At 56.9% G+C, this 19,496-nt stretch carries 14 protein-coding genes; 8 read left to right on the top strand and 6 right to left on the bottom strand.

Going from position 1 to position 19,496, the window contains the following annotated elements; translation table 11 throughout:
• Positions 1–51: 51 nt before the first annotated feature.
• Positions 52–1,560 carry an FAD-dependent oxidoreductase gene (locus K1558_RS28295; RefSeq protein WP_238655322.1) on the top strand — a complete coding sequence of 503 codons (1,509 nt, stop codon included), beginning with the start codon at positions 52–54 and terminating at the stop codon, positions 1,558–1,560.
• Here K1558_RS28295 and K1558_RS33115 read toward each other — a convergent pair.
• From K1558_RS33115 to K1558_RS28280, 3 genes are read right to left on the bottom strand one after another with little or no spacing between them, the layout of a single operon-like run.
• Positions 1,547–2,377 carry an AraC family transcriptional regulator gene (locus K1558_RS33115; RefSeq protein WP_238655321.1) on the bottom strand — a complete coding sequence of 277 codons (831 nt, stop codon included), beginning with the start codon at positions 2,375–2,377 and terminating at the stop codon, positions 1,547–1,549. The genes K1558_RS28295 and K1558_RS33115 overlap by 14 nt on opposite strands.
• Positions 2,374–4,005, bottom strand: a complete 1,632-nt coding sequence (locus K1558_RS28285; protein ID WP_238655320.1) for a response regulator — start codon at positions 4,003–4,005, stop codon at positions 2,374–2,376. Before K1558_RS28285 ends, K1558_RS33115 begins: the two co-directional genes overlap by 4 nt.
• Entirely contained in the window at positions 3,992–5,758 is a 1,767-nt protein-coding gene (locus tag K1558_RS28280; RefSeq protein ID WP_238655319.1) for a sensor histidine kinase, read from the bottom strand. Before K1558_RS28280 ends, K1558_RS28285 begins: the two co-directional genes overlap by 14 nt.
• A 308-nt stretch (positions 5,759–6,066) precedes the next feature.
• Between K1558_RS28280 and K1558_RS28275 the strand changes: the two genes are divergently transcribed.
• Both K1558_RS28275 and K1558_RS28270 read left to right on the top strand, forming a co-directional pair.
• Positions 6,067–7,041, top strand: coding sequence for an aldo/keto reductase family protein (locus tag K1558_RS28275; protein ID WP_238655318.1), 975 nt, complete (start codon positions 6,067–6,069; stop codon positions 7,039–7,041).
• 107 nt (positions 7,042–7,148) lie between these two features.
• Entirely contained in the window at positions 7,149–7,571 is a 423-nt protein-coding gene (locus K1558_RS28270) for a hypothetical protein (RefSeq protein WP_238655317.1), read from the top strand.
• Here K1558_RS28270 and K1558_RS28265 read toward each other — a convergent pair.
• Both K1558_RS28265 and K1558_RS28260 read right to left on the bottom strand, forming a co-directional pair.
• Positions 7,549–8,973 (bottom strand): helix-turn-helix domain-containing protein, encoded by a 1,425-nt coding sequence (locus tag K1558_RS28265; protein ID WP_238655316.1) that lies wholly within the window; start codon positions 8,971–8,973, stop codon positions 7,549–7,551. The genes K1558_RS28270 and K1558_RS28265 overlap by 23 nt on opposite strands.
• 151 nt (positions 8,974–9,124) lie before the next feature.
• On the bottom strand, positions 9,125–11,794 hold the full coding sequence (locus K1558_RS28260; protein ID WP_238655315.1) for a YhgE/Pip domain-containing protein: 2,670 nt from the start codon (positions 11,792–11,794) through the stop codon (positions 9,125–9,127).
• Between the two features lie 241 nt (positions 11,795–12,035).
• Between K1558_RS28260 and K1558_RS28255 the strand changes: the two genes are divergently transcribed.
• The 5 genes from K1558_RS28255 (at position 12,036) to K1558_RS28235 (ending at position 18,578) form a co-directional block, all read left to right on the top strand.
• On the top strand, positions 12,036–12,563 hold the full coding sequence (locus K1558_RS28255) for a hypothetical protein (RefSeq protein ID WP_238655314.1): 528 nt from the start codon (positions 12,036–12,038) through the stop codon (positions 12,561–12,563).
• A 377-nt stretch (positions 12,564–12,940) separates the two neighbouring features.
• Entirely contained in the window at positions 12,941–15,538 is a 2,598-nt protein-coding gene (locus tag K1558_RS28250; protein ID WP_238655313.1) for a beta-L-arabinofuranosidase domain-containing protein, read from the top strand.
• Positions 15,539–15,692: 154 nt separating this feature from the next.
• Positions 15,693–16,568, top strand: a complete 876-nt coding sequence (locus K1558_RS28245) for an AraC family transcriptional regulator (RefSeq protein ID WP_238655312.1) — start codon at positions 15,693–15,695, stop codon at positions 16,566–16,568.
• 170 nt (positions 16,569–16,738) lie between these two features.
• Positions 16,739–17,335 carry a sigma-70 family RNA polymerase sigma factor gene (locus K1558_RS28240; protein WP_238655311.1) on the top strand — a complete coding sequence of 199 codons (597 nt, stop codon included), beginning with the start codon at positions 16,739–16,741 and terminating at the stop codon, positions 17,333–17,335.
• Positions 17,274–18,578: a DUF4179 domain-containing protein gene (locus tag K1558_RS28235; protein ID WP_238655310.1), complete on the top strand. Its 1,305-nt coding sequence runs from the start codon at positions 17,274–17,276 to the stop codon at positions 18,576–18,578. The genes K1558_RS28240 and K1558_RS28235 overlap by 62 nt, the downstream gene beginning before the upstream one ends.
• Before the next feature lie 82 nt (positions 18,579–18,660).
• On the opposite strand, the gene K1558_RS28230 is transcribed toward K1558_RS28235, so the two are convergent.
• Complete coding sequence (locus K1558_RS28230; protein ID WP_238655309.1) at positions 18,661–19,485, bottom strand: hypothetical protein; 825 nt, start codon at positions 19,483–19,485, stop codon at positions 18,661–18,663.
• Positions 19,486–19,496: the final 11 nt, after the last annotated feature.

Here is a 19,496-nt window from a genome sequence, read left to right as displayed (position 1 = left end):
TTATAATCATTTTTGCAGGCACAATCGTGATTAAGAAGGAGAATAAGGCTGATGAAACAGTATGATCTTGTCATCTACGGCGGAACGGCTGCAGGCATTACAGCGGCTGTCCAGGCAGTTATCATGGGCAAAAGTGCGGTCGTCATTGAACAGAGTCAGCGGATTGGCGGGATGACTACCGGAGGACTGGGTGATACGGATGTGGGGATGAAAGAAGCGGTCGGCGGCCTGTCTCTGGAATTCTACCAGCGGATCGCGCAGAAATATGCGCAGGATGGGGCCCGCTGGCTGTTCGAGCCCAAGGTTGCGCTTGAGGTGCTGCAGGACTGGGTGGCGGAGCATCATCTTGAAGTCGTCTGCGGGGACAGGCTGGAGCTTAAGAACGGGGTGACCCGGCAAGGCTCAATAATCACCTCCATCACCATGGAATCCGGGAAGGTCTATCACGGTAAAATGTTCATTGACGCCTCTTACGAGGGGGACCTGATGGGCCATTCGGGTGTGTCCTATGTGGTCGGCCGGGAGCCGAACGCACAATACGGGGAGACGTTAAACGGCATTCAGCCCGGCCCTGAACTGAACGAGCTCCCTCCGGGAATTGACCCCTATGTCATTAAAGGAGTGCCTTCGAGCGGACTCCTCCCGCGTGTAAATGCGGACCGTGGCGGTGATGCCGGTGAGGGGGACGGTAAGCTGCAGGCCTATAACTTCCGCATGTGTCTGACAGACAATCCGGAGGGCCGGATGATGATCAGCAAGCCTGAGGGCTATAACGAAGCCGATTATGAAATTCTGTTCCGGGCCATTGAGCAGGGGCAGCGCTCACGCTTCTTCAAGCTGAACCGGGTCACTGCGGACAAGACCGATTCCAATAACAACAGCGGTATTTCTACCGATTACAACGGAATGAACCACAGCTATCCGGAGGCGGATTATGCGGCGCGGGAACAGATACGGGAGGCCCACCGCATCTACCAGCAGGGGTATGTATGGACGCTTCAGAACCATCCGCGGGTGCCGGAGGAGATCCGGCAAGCCTACAAGCCATGGGGCCTGCCGCTTGATGAATTTACGGACAGCGGCCACTGGCCGTCCCAGCTCTACATCCGGGAATCGCGCAGAATGACCGGAGATTATGTGTTGACGGAGCATGATGTAAGGCGGGAGCACCCGGTACCGGATTCTGCCGGGATGGGCTCCTTCGCCATGGACTCGCACCATACCCAATACTATGTGAACGAAGACGGGCATGTCAGCACTGAGGGCGGATTCTATATCCGGCTGGACGAGCCTTATCCGATCAGCTACCGGGCGATGGTGCCGAAGCGGAGCGAATGCACCAATCTGATCGTACCGGTATGTCTGTCGGCTACTCATGCGGCCTACGGCTCCATCCGGATGGAGCCGGTCTTCATGATTCTCGGACAATCAGCCGCAGCCGCTGCTGTACTTGCGCTTGAGGGGAACGGCATGATTCAGGATGTGGCGTATGAGCAGCTGCAAGACGTACTCCTTGCGTCCAATCAGGTGCTGTACACCACCGGACTCAGCCGGGACTGAACCGGAAGCCGAAGCTGCGCCGGTACTCTCCCGGAGGAGCGCCATACCGTTCCCGGAACATCCGGCAGAAATGGGCGTAGCTCTGGAAGCCCGCATTGTCGGCAACCTGCTCCAGTGACAATGTGCTGTAGAGCACCTGCTGCTCAGCAGACTTCAGCCTGACCTCAATGCAGTAGGCGAACGGCGATTGGCCAAAAGCGGCTTTGAACAGGGAGGAAGCACGCGAGATACTTAACCCGGCGGAGGCGGAGATCTGCTCCAGGCTGAGCGGTTCATGGGCATGATTATCAATGAACTGCTTCAGCCTGTAGGCGGTCTCCGCCCCTTTGGTACGCCGCCGGGCCTGAATCACTTGCTCCAGCGTCAGGCAGAACGTTCTAAGCAGGTAATCCATCAGCTCCTCCTGATGCTGCATCACTTTTCTCTTCTCGCCGGCAATATGCCTCCACAAGGTGATGACCGTATCGTCGAAGCCGATATTCGTCCGGGCCGGCAGCCTGTGGTCCTGCCACCAGGAGTCCAGCCATTCGCCGCTTGCGATCAGGAAATAATCAGAGGCAGGCTGAACTCCCCCAGTGCCTGGAGCGCTGCGGGGCTGTACGATCAGCTCATACGGCTGATCCGGTGCATAGATCAGCAGATCGCCGGGGATGATGGTCTCGTATTTTCCGTCTACCAGCGCACGGCAGGTCCCTTCCATCTGAAGCCTGAAGAGATAGAAGGATAACCCGTCCTGATACTGAACAGTGTGAGGCTGCGTGTGTGTGAAATAGTTGGCATACTGGACGCTGCACCGTTGCGGATCAGACGCTGTCACCGGTATGACTCCTCCTGGCGGTCCGGGTGGTACCCCGCCCTGAACTCTGACGGCGTCTGGCCGGTGATCTTCTTGAACATCTCGCTGAAGTATCTGCGCTCCTCATACCCCACAGCGGCAGCCACCTCCTGCACCTGCGCCCCTTCCACCAGCAGCAGCTTGGCCCGGTGAATGCGCTCTGCGGTGATATACTGGGTAACGGTCACTCCGCTCACCTTCTTGAACAGGCTGGAGAAATAGCTGGCGCTCAGATGAACATGCGCCGCACATTCCCCGACCGTGATGTCCTCGGACAAACGGCCCTTGATATACTCTATCGCTTCATAGATCACCTTCTGCCCTTCCGACAGGCTGCTGCGGCGCACCAGGGCTGCCCCCTCCGTACACAGCTCCAGCAGCAGCCGCTGGAGGGTAGCAAGCGGCAGCCCTGCTGTTCCCTGCACCGCCCGGAACCGCTGGATCAGCGGCTGAATCTCCCCGTACGGAACCAGCTCATAGAAGGTGCGGATCGCTGATGCGGCCAGTTCCTCATACAGAACGAGCAGATAGTCGGGATTGTGGCCGGAGCCGAGACGCTGCAGCGATTCTGAGATCGCTTCGAGGATCGTGCTTGTCCGGCTGACATTGCCGGAGCGCAGCGCCAGCAGCAGCTCGTCCTTGTACTCCAGTGCCAGCGGCTCCTGGCTGCCGTTCTGGTGAACATCATCATACATAATGGCGGCATTGCCTCCGGTGAACAGATGGTGGGCCAGCGCCCGGTGCGCCTGGCGGTAGGAATCCGGCAGCTCGCTGATCTCCTCCACCCGGCCACCGACTCCAGCTGATACCGTGAACTTGGTATACCGTTCAATGTTCTTGCAGCAGCGCTCGGCAATCTCGACCGCACTGGCCGGGCCACAGTCATTCATCACCGCAAGATAGCGGTTATGCCTGGCCCGGAACACTACGCAGCGCGTATGCTCAGCAATGGTCTCCTGGGTGATATTCAGCAGGGAGAAGCGGATCAGCTCCACCTCGCGGATGGACAGCTCTGCCGCCCGCTCCTGAAAATGATCGATCTCCAGCAGCATCACCACGAACCCCTTGAAGTTCAGATCGATGCCTAAGAACTCCCAGCGCGCCTGTGCCTGCTCCCAGGCCGTTCTGTGGCTGACCAGCAGAGCGAAATATTCCTGCCGCAGCACCGGCAGACTCTCCCGCAGCTTGTTCTCCATCTCCCGCAGCGTATCCTGCCTGGAACGCTGCTCCATAATCTCCGCCTTCGCCCGCAGCACTGCCTTCATGATCTCCTCTTCCGTGAACGGCTTGACCACGAAGTCGAACGCACCGAGCTGTACCGCCTGCTGTGCATATTCAAAGTCGGCATATCCGCTGACCAGAATGATTTTACAATCCCGGTGGTGCTCCAGTACGTTACGCAGCATAGCCAGCCCGTCCATCCTCGGCATGCGGATATCCGTAATCACCAGATCCGGGCGCAGCCTCGCGATCAGGTCCAGCCCATCCTCACCGTTGGCCGCCGTCCCTGCCACCCGGATGCCGTGCTCCGCCCAGTTCATGCGGGTCAGGCCTTCCACCACGCTTTTAATATCATCAATGATACACAGGGTTACACTATGATTGTCCATCCTGATGCTCCTCCCGTTTCGGTAAAAATATACGAACCGCCGTCCCCCGGCCCGGTTCGCTGTCCACCCGGATGGCCGCACTGTCCCCGAAGTAGAGCTGCAGCCTGCGGATCAGATTGGACACGGCATAGCCCTTCTCCGACTCCCGCCGGAACAGTGCACGGACCGCCTCCTCGTCCATCCCGGCTCCATTGTCGCTGACCTTAAGACACCATCGTCCGCCCTCATCGAGGACTTCGATATCGATCACTCCCCCGCTCTCCCGGTTGCGGAAGCCATGCAGAATGCTGTTCTCCACCAGCGGCTGCAGCAGAATGCGCGGAATCGGGAGGGTCAACAGCGCTTCATCCTCGATATAGATTTCATAACGGAACAGCCCTTCATAGCAGCTGCATTGCAGCTCCAGATACATGCGGACATGCTCCAGCTCCTTGGCCAGCGTAGTGATCTCCTGCCCCTTGTTCAGCCCGAGCTGGAACAGCCGGGACAGGGACATGACCATGCTCTGCGACTGCTTCACCTGCTGCAGATTCAGCTTCCAGTAGATCGTGTTCAGCGTGTTGTACAGGAAATGAGGGTCCATCTGTGCCGACAAAGCCTTAATCTCTGCCGAGCGCTTATTCGTCTCCGCCTGTGTGACCTCCCCGATCAGCACTACGATCTGCTCCAGCATCTGGTTGAACCGCATCCCGACCTGGGCCAGCTCATCCCCGCCCCCGCTCTCGAATCTGGCCGTCAGATCATTGCTCTCCACCCGCTTCATCACCTTCATCAGACCTTGCAGCGGACGCAGCAGATAACGGGTAAAGGCACCTGATACCGTCATGGTAATAGTGAAGGCGACGAGGGCGACCACCACGAGCAGCCATTTTACATAGATCATATCCTTCAGCACGCCGGCCTTGGACTGGATCGTGATCATCGTCCAATCGGCAATGCCCAGATGCGCATAGTTCAGCAGATACGATTCCCCGCCCAGCTTAAAAGTATTGCTGAGATCACGGCGGCTGCTGATCATGGCGGTCAGATCGCGGCCCTCCACCGCCTGCAGGGCGAGCGGGTCTTTCATAGAATAGACAGGACTGCCTGCCGCGTTCAGCAGAAAGCTGCGCGCCCCTCCGCCGGTATCCCTGCTTACCAGCTTGCGGAAGCCGTCTTCCCGGATGTTGACGATGATATACACCCCGCGGACCGCTGTATCAAAGACAGGCTCCAGAATCAGTGAAATGACCCGTTCCTTCCCGGAGAACAGCATGTCCTCATGGCCTTCCACCCATATATTCTTCTTCTCCTGTTCGATACGCTCATACAGGAAGGTATTCTTGAACTCCATCAGACGGTTACGGTTCATCGAGGAAGGGTAGAACTCCCCGATCGGCGTGGACACATAGATGGAATGGATCAGCGGCTCGGCAATCCGCGCCTGCGAGAAAACGTTATCAAGATCATTCAGATGCATATAATACCGGCCTGTATCCCCGGCGACGACATCCCGCATCATATCGTGAAAAGGCTGGCTGATCATGAAGGTCATCATAATCAGCATCAGCTTATTCAGCTTCTCGTCGATAATCTGCGCCGATTTGACGACGTTATCCTGGGTAAGCTTCAGCGCATTCTTCTCCAGCGTCGCCGCCGAGATGGAATATGACAGCCCCCCGGTCATCAATACGGAGAGGAGTATGACGGCCAGGAATGCGGTTTTTAATTTGCTGCTGAAGGATTGCTTGCGGAAATAGTTCAAGTGCTTCACGCCTTCCTGTGTGCAGATGCCTGCTCTTCGATTATGTCACCTGCACGTCCGGTCCGACAATACACTGCGTAGGAAAAAGTGGATTTACCGTATGCGGAGGATGGATCTGCCGTATGTACAGGCGGACGTGGGGATGGATTGGCGGGGGGATGTGGGGACGGATGGGCGGGCGGACGTGCAGGGAGAAAGTGCACGCCCTCCAGCAAGCGGGAAATAGCCCGGCGTGCATACGCTTGGCGAGGAGGATATGATACGATAGACAGGATCGCTCTTCATCATAATCTTCTTATGGAAGGAATGGATACAAGATGAAATACAGAAGACTGGGCAATACCGGACTTAAGGTCAGCGAGATCGGTCTGGGCAGTTGGCTTACATATGGAACAGCGGCCGAGCAGAAGGCGGCGGATGAATGTATTGCCGCTGCTTTTGAATGCGGTATCAATTTCTTCGATACAGCTAATGCTTACAACCGTGGCGAAGGGGAAAAAGCTATGGGTGCCGCACTCCGCGCGTACAAGCGCTCCAATTATGTCCTCAGCACCAAGGTGTATTTTCCGATGGGCGACGGGGTAAACGACCGCGGGTTATCGCGCAAGCATATTATGGAGCAATGCGAAGCCAGCCTGCGGCGGCTGGGCACGGATTATATCGATGTATACTTCTGCCACCGCTTCGATCAGGAGACCCCTGTGGAGGAGACGCTCCGCGCCCTTGACGACCTCACCGCCCAGGGGAAAATCCTCTACTCCGCCGTCAGCGAATGGAGCGCCGCCCAAATCGCACAGGCGGCTGGCATCAGCCGCAGGCTGAATCTGCGTCCGCTGGCTTCCAACCAGCCGATCTATAACATGTTCGAGCGGTATATCGAGGACGAGGTGCTGGAAGTATCCGCGCAGGAAGGCCTGGGACAAGTCGTCTTCTCCCCGCTGGCCCAGGGCATTCTGACCGGCAAATACAAGCCGGGCCAGCAGCCCCCGGCCGGTACGCGCGGCGCGGATGCGTCCGTGAACGGCGTCATCCGCAGCTACCTGCGGGATGATGTGCTGGAGGTGGTTGGCAAGCTGGATGAGCTTGCCTCAGAGCTGGGCCTGAAGCTGTCCCAGCTTGCACTGGCCTGGGTGCTGCGCCAGCCCGGCATCAGCTCGGCGCTGATCGGCGCCAGCAGACCCGAGCAGGTCCGCGAGAACGCGCAGGCGGTAGAGGCTGTGCTTCAGCCGGATACGCTGCAGGCGATCGATGCGATCCTCAGCGAGGTCGCCGACTTCGCTCCGGCGAGATAGGGTGCGGGGCGTAGGATCGGGGCGGCGTAAGGGCGGGCAGCGTAGGGCCGGAATGTGAGCGAATTAAGGGCGGGGCGGCGAAGAACCGGGACGCGTAGGGACAGAGCGTGGTAAGAACGGGCGTGGTAGCGCGGAAATGGGTTTGCTGCCGGCGTAATGTGGTCGGTTTTTCGATTACATTGGGTCCGCACAGCACCATCTCGCGTAATGTGGTCGGTTTTTCGATTACATTGGGTCCGCGCAGCACCGCCCGGCGTAATGTAGTCGGTTTTTCGATTACATTGGGTCCGCGCAGCACCATCCGGCGTAATGTGGTCGGTTTTTCGATTACATTGGGTCCGCACAGCACCATCCGGCGTAATGTAGTCGGTTTTTCGATTACATTGGGTCCGCGCAGCACCATCCGGCGTAATGTAGTCGGTTTTTCGATTACATTGGGTCCCGGTCCATGCAGAGAAGCCCCCTCCAACCCGGAAGGGGCTTTTGCACATAGCAGGATACCCCCTGCTACAACCGGTCTTGCGTGTTGACCGTTCTCTCTGTATGGGCCACCTGGACTTTGTTGATGAGCTGCTTGTATCGCTCCTGGTCTGCGGCAGAGGCGAGCGGCCGGAGTTGCTCGAACAGCCGGACGCAGCGGATTACACAGGCCACGCTGCCCAGCGCAGCGGAAGCCTCCAGACTCCGGAACAGCGCCTGGAGCCCCTGCTCCGCCCGGTCTGTATGGGAATAATATACCGCCAGCTCATAGAGCAGCTCCGGGAATTTCTCCAGGGAATCTATCCCCTGGTTGTCCGTACCCGCCGGGCCAGGGCCTGGAGTTCCCTGCCCGCAAGCGGCCTGCACCTGGGCAAGCTGCAGCTGGAACCGCCCTATCAGCCCGTCCGCTTCCCAATGGAAGCGGTTGACGGCTTGAACTGCATGAAGCAGCCCGGCAATCAGTCCAAGCTCTTCACTGCCGATATATTTCTCATATTCCCCAAGCCGGTCCTGTTCCCCGCTCATCAGCCGGTACAGACAGGCCGAGACGGCTCCACGCCTCCTGAACTGCTCTTTGATCTCCTGAATCTCCCCGGAGGTCTCCACAATCCAGCCCATATCCGTATATTTGCCGACATACTCCATCGCCTGCCCGTAATCCCCGGCTTCCTCGTACACTTTGGATTGCAGCCAGTAGGCATACAGGATATAGAAGCAGAAAGGCTTCGGCGGCTCCCGCAGCTCCTTCTGCTTGCGGGTCCGGTGGTACCTGATCCCGTACTGGATCGAAGCCTTATGGTACAATTGCTCCGCCAGCAGACCGGCCTTCTCCCAGTGGCCGAGAGAGAAGTAGATTCCCGCGAGCTGCTGCAGGGCACCGAGCTGATCAGCCTCCTCCAGGCGCTCCACGAAATATTCAAACCGGGTAGCCGCGCGGAAGTCTGCCTCCGGGCTCTGGCCGGTTCTTATGGTGAACAGCCGGTACTGGCACAGGGCCAGACGTTCCGAATGCTGATATTTCTCGCTGTCGGCCACCCCTTCATAGAGGAGCGCCGCCGCCTGAAGCTTGCCCTGGCTGTAGAATTCCTCCGCCGTGTCGAACAGCAGCGGAGCATATGTAATATTATCCATGATGATCTGAACCACCTGCCGGATGCACTCCAGCTTGTCCAGCTCCGCGCAGCGCTGGAGGAATGGGCCCAGCCGCCGCCAGTCCGGCGTGGAATGAACAACACATTCATCTATATACAGCTCATAAAATGTTCCTTCAGGAAGCCCCATTCCGGCGGTAATCCGGTCAAGCTGCTGCATGGCAATCGGACGGTTGCCATTAATAATGCTGCTGAGCGTACCCGAATTAACACCGGAGATCCCTGCAAACTGATTAATCGTCCGGCCCTCATTTTTAAGAAAAGCAGCCAGTTCTGCTTGAATTGTAGACTTATGTTGCAACCCAAATCCGCCCCTCAAGAACCATATATTCTAGTAAAAATCCAGATATTCCTACATCATAAATCCCTTAATTAGACAGGTCAATCCGGATTGAACGGTTAAAAAATGGTTGACAAAGACGGAATAAATGTTATATATACCCATTTCATGCTTAAGTAATCAGCTTCGACTCCTCTATCTTCGCTGCGGTTCTGCGGATGAAGCCCTCCAGCGGCTTGCGCAGAGTCAGCCCCAGAAGCAGTGCCAGAAGGCCGAAGAGGAACAGCAGCAGCACATCACGCACCGCAATCTCCGGCAGCAGGCCGCCCACCGCCTCCCGAAGCAGGCTGATCGCATAGGTGAAGGGCATGAACGGGTTAAGCGACTGGAAGAAATGTCCGGTCGTGCTGACCGGAAAAGTTCCGCCCGAGCTGGAGAACTGCAGGACCATGAAGACAATAGCGATTCCTTTGCCGATGCTGCCGAAGACCGAGACCAGCGTGAAGATGACCGTCACGAATACTGCGCTGATCAGCACAGCGAACAGGACGAACCACACCGGGTTAGCTACATAGCCGCCCAGCAGAAAAATATTGCCCAGCACCGCTACCAGCGCCTGAAGAATGCCTATCGTAAGAAAGGTCCCCAGACGCCCGAGATAGAGCTGATAGCCCCGGTAGCTCCGGCCTCCGGTATCTACACTGGTGCGCAGCAGCGAGACCATCAGCGTGCCGCCCACCCATAACGACAGCACCACGTAAAAAGGCGTCATTGCGGAGCCATAGTTCGGAATCGGATACAAGGTCTGCTGCTGGAGCACCACCGGATTCGCCAAAAAATCGCTCTCTCCCCGGATATCGCCGCTCAGCAATTGGGCAATCTCTTCCAGATTAGTATCCTGCTTAATATCCCGTAGCGTTTGTGCCCCGTGGCGGACTGCGGTCATCAGCACAGGGAGATCGCTATTCACCCAATCCGCCGCCTTGTTCACCGCCTGCCCGGCCTCCGGCAAGCCGCCGCTAATAAGCTCTGCCGCCTTGCGGAATTTCACTTCAGCCGCAGGCAGCTCATTACGGGCAAATTCGGCGGCTTCATGAATCTGCTCCCCGGTGCGGGGCAGTCCCGCGATAATCCCCGGAAGCACCTGGTTCATCAGGCGGTCCAGATCCTCGCGCTTCTGCACAATGCCGCCTGCGGCGGTCTGCACCGCCTGGCGGATCACAGGCAGCTCCTGCCGCACCGCCGCTACGCCGGACTCTGCGGATGCAACAGCTGCGCGCGCTTCATCCAGCACCGCGTCCAGCGCCGCAAGCCGCTGCGGAAGCTGCTGCAGCGCCCCGGCGGCCTGGCCCGCATCCGTGCTCAGCCGCTCCAGCGCCTGCTGCACGGCAGGCATCATCCCCGCGTTAACGCGCGGGATGAGCCCGTCCATGGCCTCAGACGCCGCCGAAGCGTCTGCGGCCAGCTGCTGCAGGGCCGCCGCCCCGGCGGGCGGCGCGCCCTGCGCCAATGCCGCTGCCCGCGCAGCCGCAGCGGCGAACGCATCCTGCGCGCCTGCCACCGCGCGCAGGTCCTCTGCACCCGCGGTTCCGGGTGCAATCGTGTTCACGGCGGCGAGCAGCTCCGCCGTGTGGGCAAGCCCATCGCTTGCGGAGGCGAGCCTCGCCGCCGCAAGCGGAAGCAGCCGCGCGGCCAGCGGCTGCAGGGACTCCGGCTGCGCGGCGTTCAGCTGCGCAGCCCACTGCACGGCGGCGTCCCCGGCCTGCTGCAGCAGATACAGATTCTGCTGCAGCACTTCAGGGACTGCCGAGAAGGCCGGGCCGCTGCTGGCCAGGAACTGCTGCAGCTCCGGCCCCAAGCGGCTGCCGGCGCTGCGCAGGCCGGCTGCCGGAAGGGCCTGGGCCGCCTCCTCCAGGACGGCCCGGGCCTGTACCAGCCGTGCGGACATCCGGTCCAGCACGAGGTCCACCTGCCCGAAGTCCGTATCCAGCCCGGTTACGAGCCGGGCTGCATCCTCAAGCCTCGGCAGGTGTTCCCGGAGCTGGTCCAGATGCGCGGCGGCTTCCGTAATATGCGGCCAGTAGCCGTCAAGTGCTTCGGCCGCCTGTCCGGCCTGCGTAAGCTCCGGAAGTCTTGCGGCCAGACCGGCCACCCGTCCGGCCGAGGAGGCGATCTCCGGCCAGTCCCGGCGGAGCTTCAGCACCAGCCGCCCCGCCTGGGCAAGCTTCGGCAGCTCCGCCTCCAGCCGGAACAATCCGGCCTCCACCCGGCGGATGACCGGCAGCTCGGACCTGAAATCCTCATCAATCCTCCGCAGGGCATCCAGAACCGTACCGCTGAGCGTCTTGGTGAAATGCTCCGTAATTTGCGCGGTGATGCCGGAGGCCCCTTTGCCGGTGATTTTGGGAGCGATGGCATTCATTTTCTCATTCACCGTGTAATCGATTTCCGCCTTCTCCAGCTTCCCGTTCAGAATCCCGGTCATCCGCCGGGAGAAATCCGCCGGAATAACAATGCTGGCATAGTATTCCTCACGCCGCACCCCCGCCTCAGCCTCCTTCGCATCCGTGAAGCGCCAGCCCAGCTGCTTATTGCTCTTCAGGCCGTCCAGCACCTCATTGCCGATATTGAAGTGCTTCCCCTTCACCTCAGCCCCCTGATCAAGACTCGCCACAGCAACAGCGATGCCTGAGGTATTGCTGTACGGGTCCCATACCGCCGCCACGTTCACCCAGTCATAGACAGAGGGCAGCAGAACCAGCGCGCAGATCAGCAGCAGGGCTAACGGATTTTTGAACAATCTCAGCCAGTCCTGCTTATATATTTGCCAGATTCCTGTCAAGTCCAGCACCCTTTCCGCGTAAGTTGTATAGGTTACTATGCCCCGGAATGAAGCTTTTTACGGAAAAACGGGCTACTTGCGGACAAATCATCATACAGTAATTCAGAGTATAAAAATTATTTGCAACATTTCCGTAAAATCAACGTTTATTAGGGTATACGCACGTTTGAGAATATTCCGGCAGGGTATATAGGTGATGTAGACTCATGCTGTGAATATGATGCCAAGGGGGAAATTCATAATGTTAAAGCACAAAAATGTCTATCTGTTTCCTGTACTGGTCCTGCTGTTCCTTTCCCTCGTGACGACGGCAAGCACAACTATGACGACTGCAGACGCCCGAAGCACCGGCAATATTCAGCACCTGACTGTTTACATTCATGCCATTGACACCAGCAGCGGCAAGACAACCCTCACCGGGGACGAGATCGAATGGTATGAAGGCGCGGCAGCCGATGCCGTCTTCGCCGAGCGGGAGCCTGAATCCGCAGCCGAGATCGGCGGTGCCCCTGACGGATACTATATTGTAAATGACAGCGATTCGCTGAACACTTATACGGTAGCTCCCGATGCCAAGGTGACCATGCAAATCTATGACCACACCGGCAACCTGGAGGACCTGGATGTGAACTGGAACGAAGCGCTCACGCTGGAGCAGTTCATTCATGAATTCGCCAAGACAGATGTCTTCGATCTAAGCCAGTCCCCGTATCACCTGACAATTAAGGATGGACAGATCGTATCGATCGTCCAGCAGTATACTCCGTAACATTTACAAGCCACTGTTGCTGCCGCAGGCAGCAGCGGTGGCTTTTTTGTTGATTGATGTCTGCCTGCGGTTAATAGCCAGCTGCGCTCCCCTTGTAATCCCAATGTAATCGAAAAACCGATCACATTGCGACAGATGATACTGTGCGGACCAAATATAATCGAAAAACCGATCACATTCGGCTGGTGCAGGGCGCGCGGGCAAGATGTAACCGAAAGACTATTATGTTCCGTCCGCTGACTCATTCCGCGAATCTAACCTTTTCACACATATTCAATCCTATCACTATTTACCGGCGATCCCTTTATCTATAAGCTTATACATAGGATGCATACCAGCATCGGCCCTACAGAACCTATAGGAATGAGGATGCAAAAGTGACAATTACACCCCCGCCGCAGCCAGCGGCCCAGACTCCGGGCACACCGCTCTATCAGGATTACCGCCTGGACCAGGTCTCCATATCCGCTCCATATATCGTCAACGCCTTCGCCAGAGAGGTCGACTATCTCACCAGCTATGATCCCGACCGCCTGCTCGCAGGCTTCCGCGAGAACCGTGGCCTGCCGCCGAAGGGCGAGAAATATCCCGGCTGGGAGAATACCGAGATCCGCGGCCATACGCTGGGCCATTATCTGTCGGCCCTGTCGCAGGCGTATGCCGCCACCAGGGACGATGCGCTTGCGCTGAGGCTGAAGTACCTGCTGGAGGAGCTGGTCCTGTGCCAGCATGAGAGCGGTTACCTGTCCGCCTTCGGCGAGCAGCTGTTTGATAATGTCGAGAATAAGCAGCCGGCCTGGGTGCCGTGGTACACGATGCACAAGATTATCGCCGGGCTGACTGCCGCCTACTCGGCAACGGGCAACGAAGCTGCTTATGCGCTGGCGGAGCGGCTCGGGGATTGGGTCTACCGCCGCACCTCCTCCTGGACAGAGGAGATCCATCAGCGCGTATTATCTGTGGAATATGGCGGGATGAACGATTGCCTGTATGAGCTCTACAAAATCACCGGGAAAGCGGAGCACTTGAGCGCCGCCCACAGCTTCGACGAGCTGAGCTTGTTCGCGCCTGTCCGTGAGGGCAAGGATATCCTCAAAGGCAAACATGCCAATACGACCATTCCGAAGTTCCTCGGTGCGCTGAACCGTTACCGGACGCTTGGGGAGAGTGAAGTCTTTTATCTGGAGGCGGCCAAGCAGTTCTGGGACATGGTGGTCTATCATCACAGCTACATTACCGGCGGCAACAGCGAGTGGGAGCATTTCGGCGACCCGGATATGCTGGACCGGGAGCGGTCCAACTTCACGGCGGAGACCTGCAACACCTACAATATGCTCAAGCTGACCCGCGAGCTGTTCCGAATCACCGGGGAAGCGCGGTACGCCGACTTCTACGAGAACACGTACCTGAATGCGATTGTGTCGTCGCAGCATCCGCATACGGGGATGACGATGTATTTTCAGCCGATGGCGACAGGGTACTTCAAGGTGTACAGCTCCCCGTTCGAGCACTTCTGGTGCTGCACCGGGACCGGCATGGAGAGCTTCACCAAGCTGAATGACAGCCTGTACTTCCATAATGCCGCCAGCATTGTGGTCAATCAGTATATAAGCTCCACGCTGAATTCAACGGCACACGGCCTGCTCTTGACCCAGTCGGCTAACCTGCCTTATAGCGATACGGTCCAATTCACGGTAAAAACACAGCAGCCACAGCCCGAAGCACTGGCGCTGAGGCTCCGTCTGCCGGACTGGCTGGCCGGTGCGCCGGAGCTGCTTCTGAACGGGATGCCTGCGGACGCCGCCGGGGACGGGAATTATCTGGTCATCCGCAAAGTGTGGGAAGACGGTGACACGCTCCAGCTCCGCCTGCCGATGAAGCTCACGTATTTCAACCTGCCGGATGCCCGCCAGGTCATTGCCTTCAAATACGGCCCGGTGGTGCTGAGCGCCGCTCTGGGACAGGACGATCTGTCCGTGTCGGCCACAGGCGTAGCGGTTAGCGTTCCGACCCGTAACATGCTGGTGAAGGATTTCATCACCACAGTGAATGAGAGCCCGGAGGCCTGGCTTGCGCAGCTCGCGGACCGTGTCGTGCGGCTTCCGCAGGAGGAGCTGGCCTTCGCCCTGCAGGGAACGGACGAAGACGGCCATCTGGTCTTTACCCCTCATTACAAGCAGCATGAGGAGCGGTACGGCATCTACTGGCGGCTGGTAGAGGCCGATTCGGCCGAGCTGCAGGAGCATATTCTCCAGGGCAAGCTCCGGCAGCGCGTGGAGGACGCTACGCTGGACAGCCTGCCTGTCGGCAACGACCAGTACGAGCTGGAGCATGGGATTGAGGGCGAGAATACGTCCGTGGCGACATGGGACGGCTACAATATCCGCAAGGCGGAGCAGGGCGGCTGGTTCAGCTACCGGATGAAGGTTGCGCCGCGTTCAGACAATTACCTCTCGGTTACCTACTTCTCAGGCAACAATGGCAGGGAGATTGAGATTTATGTGGACGGTGAGCAGATTGCCAGCGAGACGCTGCATACCGATCAGGCGCGCAGCTTTTATGGCCGCCGTTATCTGATCTCCGCCGGAGCGGTGGGCAGCAAGACGGAAGTTACGGTCAAGTTCGTGATTCCGGGGCGGGAGAACGGGATCTTCGATTTGCTGCGCATGATGACCGGCTATGATCACAGCACCCGGCTGAGCCAGCTTACCTTCAGCGAAGGTACTCTCTCCACCTCCTTCAGCGGCGGGGTAACCGCCTATACCTTAACCGTGCCGCGCACGGCTGACCGCGTGCAGATGAATGTCACCCCTGCACACAAGAATGCACTGGTCTATGTGGACGGAATTCTTATCGAGGACGCGCTGCCGCGTGAAATCAGGCTGGCGCAGAGCAAAACAGAGCTGAGCCTCACGGTGAAGGCCGAGGATCATCTCACGGCGCAGGAGTACGCAGTCACGATTGTACAGGAATAAATCTCTCACACCTTAATCATAAGGCCATTCCGGGTGCTGCCTGCTGCGTCCGGGATGGCCTGTTGGCTGTGCGCTTTACTTCATCCATAGAATGCGGAATAATGGAAAGCAACATCAGGTGGAGGCCTGCCGGGCCTGAGAGGAGACTACAGACATGACTGCATTCGAGCTGACCGTGGATAAGCCGGTAACCCTGGAGATGACGGGCAAATTCGTCGCTCCCTCTGCGGAGTGGATTCACTTAAGCCGGATCCTGCAGGACTATGAGCTGATTGTCATGACCCGGGGCGTGCTCTATCTCGCGGGTGACAACCAGAAGTTCACAGTCTCCAAGGGCGAATACCTGCTGCTCCCCCCGCTGACCCGGCAATACGGGTACAAGCCCTCGGATTGCAGCTTCTATTGGCTGCATTATCAGGCGGCGGACGGCAGCTTGGCAGCGAACGGCGGCCTGACGATGACGAATCCTCCTCCTCCGCCCGGCGGCCAGGAAGACCAGGTGATTCACCTGCCCCAATACGGAACGCTGCGCAATCTGGAGAAGATCATCGTCATGATGAAGCAATTGCAGGATTCGGTACGGAGCTATAACCACACGGTCCTTAACAACTATATGTCCACGGTCATTCTCTGCGAGTTGTACAACCAGACCCGCACTGCCGGGGCCGATCCGTCCCGGAGAACGAAGCAGGAGCAGCTCTACAACGACATCGTGGACTACATCAAATGGAGCCGCAGCGAGCACATCAAGGTGTCCCAGATCGCCGCTTATTTTGGCTATAATGAGAAATATCTCTCCCATATGTTCACCGTGATCTCCGGGATCTCCCTGAAGCAATATATTCTGCAGCAGAAGATGGAGCTGGCCAAGTTCCTGCTGACCGACACCAACCAGAATGTCAGTGAAGTCTCGCTGCAGCTCGGCTATAAGGACTGCCACAATTTCATGAAATCGTTCAAAAAAATCGTCGGCCTCACCCCCACCGAGTTCCGCAACGCTTATGCGAAGCGCCTGCTGTTCTATGAATGAACCACTGATCCGCAGAGAATGATGACGCAGGCATCACTTACCCGTACGTATATTCTCCGTAGCTTCCCAAGGGCTGTTTTTTCCCGGGGAACCGGCTATGGAGATTTTTTTATGGTCATAATGAACTTTCAGGGCACTCCGGCACTCTTATCTGTGAAAGGGGTGAGAACATGAATATAAGCCGTCTTGTCAGAGCAGCGCAGCGCGGCAACAAAGAGGCACTACTGGAACTTATTCTGGCTGAGCAGGATGCTTATTATCGTCTCGCCTACAGTTATATGGGCAATGAGCATGATGCGATGGATGTCATGGAGGATATGATCGTTACGCTCTATGAGAAGGTAGTGCAACTCCAGAAGCGCGAGTCCTTCTACAGCTGGAGCAAGACGATTCTGGTTAACCGCTGCAAAACGGTCCTCCGCCAGCAGAACCGGTTCGTACCGCTTGCCGCGGAGGAAGCGCCAGAGCCTGCCATGGAGGCATGGACTGAGGCTAACCCGTACAGTTACACCGAGTCTGAAGCGGATCTGTCGGTCCTGCTCGCCCGGTTAAATCCCCGGCAGCGGGAGGCGATTGAGCTGCGTTATGTCCATGACCTGCCTTATCAGGCCATTGCCGATATCACCGAAGCGCCGGTGGGCACCATCAAGTCCAGAATCTCGCAGGGACTGCAGAAATTGAAAGCTATGATCGGAGGTGACCGTTATGAGAACGATCGAGGAGAGATTACAGAGCCATCAGCAGACCATGACGCCGTCAGAACTTGAAGGCAGATTGCGGAAGGCGCTGGAGCAGGCGCCGGTTAGACGGAAATCAAGGGCGGGACAAGCGCGGACCTGGGTGGCTACAGCCGCCGCTGCCCTGCTGCTGATGGTGGGCGTCTATCAGTATCCCGCGCTGGCTTATTATGGCGGGAAGCTGTTTAACCAGACTGAACTGTACACGCTTGGATTCTCCGGCGTCGCGGAGCACGGCTACGGACAGACCGTTAACAAAAGTATGAAGCTGGAGAACGGGATTGTATTCACGATTAACGGAGTAATTGCGGATGATAATGCTCTCCTGATGTATTACAGCATCACCCCGCCGCCGGGAGAGGTGTTCGATGAGGAGCCGGCGTCATTGTATGCATTAGACCGTATTACAGGTTTTTTGACAAACTCTTCATCGACAAGTGGCGGTGGTTACTATAAGGACAAAACCCGGTTTGATGGAATATACAAATTCGAGCCGGTCAGTCCGTTCGCCAGAAATCTGACCCTTACTATATACAGCTATCAGGGCGAAGAGAAGCCTGCTGTGTCCAAGCTCTCCTTTAATTTTGACGCCAGTAAAGCCATGAAAAGCATCCTGGTCGCCGATATTCATCAAGCCGTTCCGGTGGATCAGGGAACCGTCTATTATGACACGATTACCGCTTCCCCTACCTCCACCATTGTGAAGGGACATTATGAGATGGATAACGGAGAACATCCGCGATTCTTTGCTGTAACCAAGCTGTATGTCAACGGAACGGAAACAAATTACCTGTCCACGCGGTCGGGTGTCAATGAGAAAACGGGAGTAGTAGAGTTCCAGATTGAATATGATGTACTGCCGACAGACAAGCCGCAGCGTGTGGAGCTGGTATTGGATAACTTTAGCGGCTACCAGAAGGTCGAACAGCCGATCTCCCTGGCCTCTCCCTCGGACCGTTCTGTGCAAGTGGGCCAGGAGAAGCTCTGGATTCGCAGCGTCACCCAAACCAATAGCGGCTATGATATTGTGATTGCCGGCAAGCAATTCACGATGCTGGACAAGGATACTTTAGCCGTTCAGGCTGGAGGCAAGACCGTATCTGTATCCTCTATCTCCGATTCAAGGCAATGGGACCTTAAGAACGGTAATATCCTGTGGGAGCGAACGTACTCCTTCCCGACAGACGAGCAGCCTCAATCCCTGCAAATGGACGGTTTCCACTATATCAAATTCTATCGAGAGACCATTCAAGTCCCTGTAGGGGGCAAATAAAACATTCAAAGCCTTTAGTCCCACGCTGCTGGTGGGCTAAAGGCTTCATTTTTATAGTCTTTTATCCGCTGATTCCTGCGAATTACTGCAAATAAGCCTTGGCGATCGCCAGCAGTTCCTCCTTGGCAACCCCCTTAGTAGCCTCAATATAATAGACGATATGATATTCGCTGCCGGGAATATTGTGAATGAACCGGATACCTTGACTTCCGCTTGGATATAAGGAGTACAGCATGTCTACCCCATCGGCACTAATGGTCTCTGCCGAGGATTCCTCAGGAAGATGGATCGTTAGCTTCTCATTCAATCGCATCGGCTGAACAAGAATGGTTTGCCCTTCCCCTTTATACGTGAGGATCATACTCCAGCTCTCTTTAGACACATTAAGGCTTTTCATGGCGTATCCTTCTTTGGACTTCCGGGCTTCTTGTGCCAATTGTGCGGTCAATTCAGCTTCATTCTGCTCTGTGAGCGGGTCCGAATTATACGTCAATGAACCTGTTGCAAAGTCATATTTACTCTGCAATGTATCCAAAATAAGCGCGCCGGACTGCTTCAGCTCACCGCGAAGTGAAGCGGCATCCGTGAACCCGAAGCCTGGTCCTCTCCTGATATACAGCTCTCCTTCAGTATCATCTCCTGCCATATAGAAGGCTGCCGCTTGCCCCGGCTGCAGCAAGTCTTGGGCCAGACCCTGTGCCTTCAAGCTGCGCAGTTGCTTTTCCTTCGTATGATCCGGAATCATCGACTTCTCAAATTTCTTTTCTTCATAGACCACATCCCCTTTACCATTCGTCAACGTAATTAGCTGCGTGGCTGCAAAGGCCGATGAGGCTAACAATAAGGATGCCAATACCGCAAAAGTACTGAGCTTATATTTAGTAAAGAAAGGTACACGTTTATTCATTTGCTTATCCT

This window comes from Paenibacillus piscarius (genome assembly GCF_022234545.1).
Classification (GTDB): Bacteria; Bacillota; Bacilli; order Paenibacillales; family Paenibacillaceae; genus Paenibacillus_AQ; species Paenibacillus_AQ piscarius.
The sequence above is the reverse complement of the archived record's forward strand: the minus strand, read 5'-3'. Positions and strand labels throughout refer to the sequence as shown.

Bases quoted from the DNA above. Each gene is read 5' to 3' on its own strand.
- K1558_RS28295 (WP_238655322.1), top strand. From the start codon at position 52: ATGAAACAGTATGATCTTGTCATCTACGGCGGAACGGCTGCAGGCATT.
- K1558_RS28285 (WP_238655320.1), bottom strand. From the start codon at position 4,005: ATGGACAATCATAGTGTAACCCTGTGTATCATTGATGATATTAAAAGC.
- K1558_RS28275 (WP_238655318.1), top strand. From the start codon at position 6,067: ATGAAATACAGAAGACTGGGCAATACCGGACTTAAGGTCAGCGAGATC.
- K1558_RS28255 (WP_238655314.1), top strand. From the start codon at position 12,036: ATGTTAAAGCACAAAAATGTCTATCTGTTTCCTGTACTGGTCCTGCTG.
- K1558_RS28245 (WP_238655312.1), top strand. From the start codon at position 15,693: ATGACTGCATTCGAGCTGACCGTGGATAAGCCGGTAACCCTGGAGATG.
- K1558_RS28240 (WP_238655311.1), top strand. From the start codon at position 16,739: ATGAATATAAGCCGTCTTGTCAGAGCAGCGCAGCGCGGCAACAAAGAG.
- K1558_RS28235 (WP_238655310.1), top strand. From the start codon at position 17,274: ATGAGAACGATCGAGGAGAGATTACAGAGCCATCAGCAGACCATGACG.
- K1558_RS28230 (WP_238655309.1), bottom strand. From the start codon at position 19,485: ATGAATAAACGTGTACCTTTCTTTACTAAATATAAGCTCAGTACTTTT.